This is a genomic window from Halomonas sp. B23F22_20, assembly GCF_043496985.1.
Lineage (GTDB): Bacteria > Pseudomonadota > Gammaproteobacteria > Pseudomonadales > Halomonadaceae > Halomonas.
This window is the reverse complement of the sequence record NZ_JBIEKH010000101.1, coordinates 1-611: the sequence shown is the minus strand read 5'-3', so window position 1 is coordinate 611 and position 611 is coordinate 1. Positions and strand designations below refer to the sequence as shown.

1 protein-coding gene is annotated in these 611 nt (G+C 62.8%); it reads right to left on the bottom strand.

Features of this window, described 5'->3' with window-relative positions:
• Window positions 1-611: DNA topoisomerase (locus ACGTN6_RS20790; protein ID WP_394594985.1), on the bottom strand; the 611-nt coding region annotated here is incomplete at both ends.

The window sequence follows — 611 nt, the reverse complement described above, 5'->3', positions numbered from 1 at the left end:
TGACGCCGCATTGTTCCCCCTGCTGCAGAGCCGGAAGCTCCTGCTGCCCCTTGGTACCCTCATCATCGTCATCCCCGGCGGGCGGAAACAGCGCCTTCCAGCCAGTCACGACGATCTTCTTGCCCGACGCACCAAACGACTCGCCGGCAGCATCCACCCGCACATCGGTCTGGTCATACTCATGCTGCGGCAGAAACTGCGCGAGATAGTGACGTCGTACCAGGTCATAGACGTTCCACTCGGCGTCGGACATGCGCTGAGGCTGGCACGGGGCCGTCGTCGGAATGATCCCGTGGTGCGCGGTAATCTTGCTGTCGTTCCAGATCCGGCTCTTCTGCTGCAGATCCAGGCGTTCGACAACGCCGGATAGCTTCTCATCGGATTGCAGGAGCGCCTTCACGACCTGTTGCGCCTCGCTATGCTGCGAGACCGGCAGATACCGGCAGTCAGTCCGTGGATACGTGGTCGCCTTGTGGGTCTCATAGAGCGACTGCGCAATATCGAGCACCTGCTGTGCCCCATAACCCCACCGTCGTGACCCCTCCTGCTGCAGGGATGCCAGGTCCAGTGCAAGCGGCGGCCCCTCCTTCTTGCGCCGGCTCTCGGCCTGG